This is a genomic window from Pseudomonas sp. HMSC063H08 (genome assembly GCF_001813645.1).
Lineage (GTDB): Bacteria > Pseudomonadota > Gammaproteobacteria > Pseudomonadales > Pseudomonadaceae > Pseudomonas > Pseudomonas aeruginosa.
This window is the reverse complement of record NZ_KV813399.1, coordinates 1-5,012: the sequence shown is the minus strand read 5'-3', so window position 1 is coordinate 5,012 and position 5,012 is coordinate 1. Positions and strand designations below refer to the sequence as shown.

General features: G+C 66.0%; 6 protein-coding genes and 2 pseudogenes. 2 read left to right on the top strand and 6 right to left on the bottom strand.

Annotated features, from left to right (window positions below; all coding sequences use genetic code 11):
- Positions 1-475 (top strand): annotated as a pseudogene (locus tag HMPREF2924_RS08760) (type VI secretion system tip protein VgrG); the annotation flags it as partial.
- A gap of 6 nt (positions 476-481) precedes the next feature.
- Here HMPREF2924_RS08760 and HMPREF2924_RS08755 read toward each other — a convergent pair.
- Genes HMPREF2924_RS08755 through eagT6 form a run of 6 tightly spaced genes read right to left on the bottom strand, consistent with a single transcriptional unit; the run spans position 482 to position 3,596 of the window.
- Positions 482-709: a hypothetical protein gene (locus HMPREF2924_RS08755; protein ID WP_269326411.1), complete on the bottom strand. Its 228-nt coding sequence runs from the start codon at positions 707-709 to the stop codon at positions 482-484.
- 11 nt (positions 710-720) lie between these two features.
- Positions 721-984 carry a hypothetical protein gene (locus tag HMPREF2924_RS08750; protein WP_003123786.1) on the bottom strand — a complete coding sequence of 88 codons (264 nt, stop codon included), beginning with the start codon at positions 982-984 and terminating at the stop codon, positions 721-723.
- Between the two features lie 46 nt (positions 985-1,030).
- On the bottom strand, positions 1,031-1,576 hold the full coding sequence (locus tag HMPREF2924_RS08745) for a hypothetical protein (RefSeq protein WP_003123787.1): 546 nt from the start codon (positions 1,574-1,576) through the stop codon (positions 1,031-1,033).
- A complete protein-coding gene (locus HMPREF2924_RS08740; RefSeq protein ID WP_003128272.1) occupies positions 1,573-1,857 on the bottom strand; it encodes an immunity protein Tsi6 family protein in 285 nt (94 codons plus the stop codon). Before HMPREF2924_RS08740 ends, HMPREF2924_RS08745 begins: the two co-directional genes overlap by 4 nt.
- Positions 1,854-3,146 (bottom strand): NAD(P)+ glycohydrolase Tse6, encoded by a 1,293-nt coding sequence (gene tse6, locus HMPREF2924_RS08735; protein ID WP_003128273.1) that lies wholly within the window; start codon positions 3,144-3,146, stop codon positions 1,854-1,856. Before tse6 ends, HMPREF2924_RS08740 begins: the two co-directional genes overlap by 4 nt.
- 15 nt (positions 3,147-3,161) lie before the next feature.
- Positions 3,162-3,596, bottom strand: a complete 435-nt coding sequence (gene eagT6, locus HMPREF2924_RS08730) for a type VI secretion system effector EagT6 (protein WP_003128275.1) — start codon at positions 3,594-3,596, stop codon at positions 3,162-3,164.
- Between the two features lie 253 nt (positions 3,597-3,849).
- On the opposite strand from eagT6, the pseudogene vgrG1b reads away from it, so the two are divergent.
- Positions 3,850-5,012 (top strand): annotated as a pseudogene (vgrG1b, locus tag HMPREF2924_RS08725) (type VI secretion system spike protein VgrG1b); the annotation flags it as partial.

The window sequence follows — 5,012 nt, the reverse complement described above, 5'->3', positions numbered from 1 at the left end:
CATGGAGGACAAGAAGGGCGCCGAGCAGTTGTACATCCACGCCGAGCGCAACCAGGACAACCTGGTCGAGAACGATGCCTCGCTGTCGGTCGGCCACGACCGCAACAAGAGCATCGGCCACGACGAGCTGGCGCGCATCGGCAACAACCGCACCCGCGCGGTGAAGCTCAACGACACCCTGCTGGTGGGCGGGGCGAAGAGCGACAGCGTCACCGGCACCTACCTGATCGAGGCCGGCGCGCAGATCCGCCTGGTCTGCGGCAAGAGCGTGGTGGAGTTCAACGCCGACGGCACCATCAATATCTCCGGCAGCGCCTTCAACCTCTACGCCAGCGGCAACGGCAACATCGACACCGGCGGCCGCCTCGACCTCAATTCCGGCGGTGCCAGCGAGGTCGACGCCAAGGGCAAGGGCGTGCAGGGCACCATCGACGGCCAGGTACAGGCGATGTTTCCGCCGCCGGCGAAGGGCTGAGCCTGCTTAGCGGAAGGGAAAGCCGCGTTCATATTCCTCGCGGCTGATCTCCCGGCCGAAGCGCAACGCGTCGTTGAACAGCCGGTTGTGATACGCCACCGGCTCCGGGCATTCCGCTGTGCCGTAGAAGCGCACGTAGATCAGCGCGGTGCGGTGGTCCCAGCGGTAGGTGACCGCCTCGAAATCGTAGTCGAGGTAGATGTCCCGACTGGCGAAGGCTTCGCCCTTGTGCATGCCCATCGCCGCTACAGCGCGCTGCCGCGGTCGTTGCCGGGTGCGACCAGCAGCAGATGGTCCATTTGCCGGCGTCGGCAGCGTTCGACGAACTCCAGCGCCGAACCCATGTCGCGGAGGTAGCGGGCGAAGTCGTCGGCATCGATCCGGTAGTACTCCTCGTAGTCCACCAGGCGGTTGCCCACCGGGAAGGACAGGTAGTGCTGGCCGGAGTCGGTCTCGATACCGATGCTGAAGACGTGCTCGCGGCTGACCAGGTAGGTTTGCAGATTCATCGGTTGCTTCTCGCTGGTTCGTTCGGCTGGCGTCAGCGTCCGTGCCTCACGGGGTGTCGGGAACGAAATCCGGCCCGTCGAGTTTGTCGCGTACCGTCGTGGATGTGCGCAAGAACGGACCCCACAGGCCGTTGCTGCTGTTCCAGGTAGCGCCCGCCCAGCGGGTGTCGCGGATCAGTTCGTCCTTGTTCGCCTCGAGCTGCCGCTTCAGCGCGACCGCGACGGCGCCGAGGTCGACCTCGAACAGATCACCGTAGGGGCCCTGCGGATTCGCGCGTTTCTTCGACAGGCAGAAGCGGTAGTACCAGATCCAGTTCTGGGCGACGTAGATCGCCCGGTTGCGATCGGGATAGGTGGCGAGGATCTTCAGCAGGGCGTCGGCGAAGCGGCGGGGAAGGTAGGGAAAACGACCGCTTTGCCAGCATGGCAACAAGCAGCGCTCGATGGCCCGGCACACGTCCTGCGGTTCCTCTTCGCCGCTATGGCTTTCGATGAAATAGGGCTGCTCGCCGACGAGGAACGCGACCAGATCGTCATTGGTGAGTGCCCGTGCCAGGAGGTTTTCGCAGACCTCAGCGGGCGTATCGCTCACGGCAGATCGACCTTCAGGCCGCGGCCAGTGCGTATGCCGACGTAGTAGGCGTCCTTGAGGGCCCTGGAGAGTTCCGGGTCGGTTTCGTCGAATTCCTTCACGGCGATGCTGCCGAGGGTCAACTGGTGCAGTGCGGAACGATCCAGGCTGCGGTCGAGCAGGACGGACCTGATGTACTGCAACTGCTTTTCCGCGGACAGCAGGACCTCGTATCCCGGATAGCGGGCCAGCCGGTCGGCGACCAGCGCCAGAGCGCGGTCGATGTATTCGATGGGTGTCATGATCCCTCCCGGGGAAGCAGACCGAAGGAGCCTTTCTCGTTGGAGAACAGTTGTTGCGCGCCGCCTTTGGCGGGATAGGACTGTCCCTTTACCGACCAGAAGTCATCGGTCGGCGCAGCGGTGCTGCGCAGAACCTCGACCTTCTGGGTCGTCCTGTAGGAGTTGAGGACCTTGGGTTCGATGGTGTTCGCCGCCCGGTTGGTGCCCATGGGGTTGATTCCCAGCTCCGTGGGCTGCACGCGCGGGCTGAGTGTATACCAGTTGCCCTGCGGCGCTCCGGGGGACTGGTACTGCCACAGGTTCTTGCCGGGCGCGAGGGTTTCCACGCGGACCGGATGGTTGAAGTCCAGGCCGTTCATGTACGACTCGGCATCGGCAGGATCGATGTCCTTCGACTTGAAGAACTTGGCGGCGGTTTCACGATTCCCGCGGTAGTTGATGTCGTGGTCGAGGTTGCCGGAACGACCGAACTTGTTGTTCAGGTAGGCGCGTCGTTGCGCGGTTTCGGAGGTCACCGCTGCCGGACGGCGACCGGCGAGTTTCGGCCCGAAGCCCAGCAATGCCATCCCCGCCACGCCCTGGAACAGGTCGCGGTAGCCGGGACCGAGGCGGTCGCCGAGGTCGCCGAGCAGGGCCATGCCGCCCATCATCAGCCCTCCGATGGCGACGAAGCCGGCCAGCGCCGCGACCCCGGCCATCGCCGCCAGCAGCAGGCCGCCGGCAAGGGCCGCCAGGCCCAGCGCCTCGAGGCCGGTGTGCAGCCATTCCTCCAGATCGAGGACGAAGGCCACCCGCTCGGTGGGGCCGCCGATGAAGGTGTCCTGGCTGCCGGTCTTGATGTGCGCGCCGCAGATCATCTTGCTCTGCAGGCGCGCCGCCGGCTTGCCGTTGATGTACACGGTGGCGCTGCCTTCGGCGATCAGCACCGGGAACGGCCACAGCGGATGGTTCAGCGGCAGGCCGCTGCAGGTGGCGGAGACGTCGTCGCCGGCGCGCATCGCGTTGCGACTGTTCACGTAGACGTTGAAGCTGCCGCGTATGAGCACCCCGGTGGTCGGCTCGGGTAGCTCGAAGATGGTGGTCAGGCCCTTGACGATCTGGAACATCGACAGCCCGCCGGCGGCGATCGAGCCGGCCAGGATCACCGCGGCCAGGCCGCCGGTGGCGGCGGTGGCGGCGACCACGGCGGCGCCGATCAGGGCTCCGGCCACGGCTCCGGCGACCATCGCGGCGACACCGAAACCGTGGGCTATCTCATCGCCCAGTCGGGCGGCGGCTTGCGCATCCATGCGTCGGTACTCGGATCAGCTAGGGGTCGAGCGCGGGACCAGGGTCTGCATCGCCTGCTTCCAGGCCGGCTCGTGGTGCGGCAGGTCAGCCGGGGTGGTGGTCAGGGTGGTGATCAGCACCGCCGGGCGGCGCTCGATGAATACCTGGCGCAGCATCAGGTCGCGGCCCTCGCGCTGCCACTGGTAGTCGAGGAGCACGGCGGCGTGGCCGTGGATGTTGATGTCCCAGCGCTTGTGCAGCTTGAAGCCGGGCAATTGCTTCTCGGCGTTTTCCAGTTGGCGGGCGACATAGTCGGCGAACGGCGCGTCGCCCTGGCTGGCGTCGCGGCTGATGACGAAACTGGCTTCGCGGGCGGGGCCGCTGGCGGGGAGCTTGAAGATGTTGATGCTCTGGTCCTGCCAGGCATCGGGAATCTCGAGATCGGCTTCGTGGAGGCGATAGAGCGTCACTGTGTTAACCCCTTCCCTAGGATTCTGAGTGAGTCATTGCTGGACAAAAGCTTTACGGAATGTTGCTCGCGAATCAAGGCTTTCCTGGCCCGAAGCGGCCTTTCGTGATGGCCTTCTGCCTGTTCGCCGTCGGTCGGGGCGCTCGTCGGAATCTGTGTCACGCATCTCCCCTTTCCACCGCATCCGCGCCTATGCTGCTTGGGTGGTGCCGCTCCAACGGCGCCAGTGATGGACGTGGATCAAGGATGATTTCATGGCACTTGCGCAACAGACCCGCCTGGTCCGGGTCGACAGTCCGCTCGGCGCGGAGGTCCTGCAATTGCAGCGAATGGAGGGTCGCGAAGAGCTCGGCCGGCCGTTCGCCTACGAGCTGGAACTGATCTCGGAAAACCCCGACCTGCCACTCGACGGGCTGCTGGGCAAGCCGGCCAGCCTGGCGCTGGAACTGCACGACGGCAGCCGGCGGCATTTCCACGGCATCGTCGCCGCCTGCAGCCAGGGCTCCGGCAACGGCCAGTTCGCCAGCTACCAGGTCACCCTGCGCCCCTGGCTGTGGCTGCTGACGCGCACCTCCGACTGCCGCATCTTCCAGAACCAGAAGGTCCCGGACATCATCAAGCAGGTGTTCCGCGACCTCGGCTTCTCCGACTTCGAGGACGCCCTGAGCCGCTCCTACCGCGAGTGGGAATACTGCGTGCAGTACCGCGAGACCAGTTTCGACTTCGTCAGCCGGCTGATGGAGCAGGAAGGCATCTACTACTGGTTCCGCCACGAGCGGAATCGGCACATCCTGGTGCTCTCCGACGCCTATGGCGCGCACCAGAGCCCGCCGAACTACGCCAGCGTGCCCTACTACCCGCCGACCCTGGAGCAGCGCGAGCGCGACCATTTCTACGACTGGCACATGGCGCGCGAGGTGCAGTCCGGCTCACTGAGCCTCAACGACTACGACTTCCAGCGTCCCGGCGCGCGCCTGGAGGTGCGTTCGAACATCGCCCGCTCGCACGCGGCGGCCGACTACCCGCTGTACGACTACCCCGGCGAATACGTGCAGAGCCAGGACGGCGAGCAGTACGCGCGGACCCGTATCGAAGCCTTGCAGGCGCGCTACGAACGGGTGCGCCTGCGCGGCCGCGCCCGCGGCCTCGGTTCGGGCCACCTGTTCAAGCTCAGCGGCTACCCGCGCGAGGACCAGAACCGCGAGTACCTGGTGGTCGGTGCCGATTACCGGGTGGTCCAGGAACTCTACGAGACCGGCGGCGGCGGGGTGGGCGCGCAGTTCGAAAGCGAGCTGGACTGCATCGATGCCGGCCAGGCCTACCGCCCCTTGCCGACCACTCCGCTGCCGATCGTCCGTGGCCCGCAGACTGCGGTGGTGGTCGGGCCCAAGGGCGAGGAGATCTGGACCGACCAGTA

Coding starts and splice junctions, on each gene's coding strand:
- HMPREF2924_RS08755 (WP_269326411.1), bottom strand. CDS start 709: ATGCACAAGGGCGAAGCCTTCGCCAGTCGGGACATCTACCTCGACTAC.
- HMPREF2924_RS08750 (WP_003123786.1), bottom strand. CDS start 984: ATGAATCTGCAAACCTACCTGGTCAGCCGCGAGCACGTCTTCAGCATC.
- HMPREF2924_RS08740 (WP_003128272.1), bottom strand. CDS start 1,857: ATGACACCCATCGAATACATCGACCGCGCTCTGGCGCTGGTCGCCGAC.
- tse6 (WP_003128273.1), bottom strand. CDS start 3,146: ATGGATGCGCAAGCCGCCGCCCGACTGGGCGATGAGATAGCCCACGGT.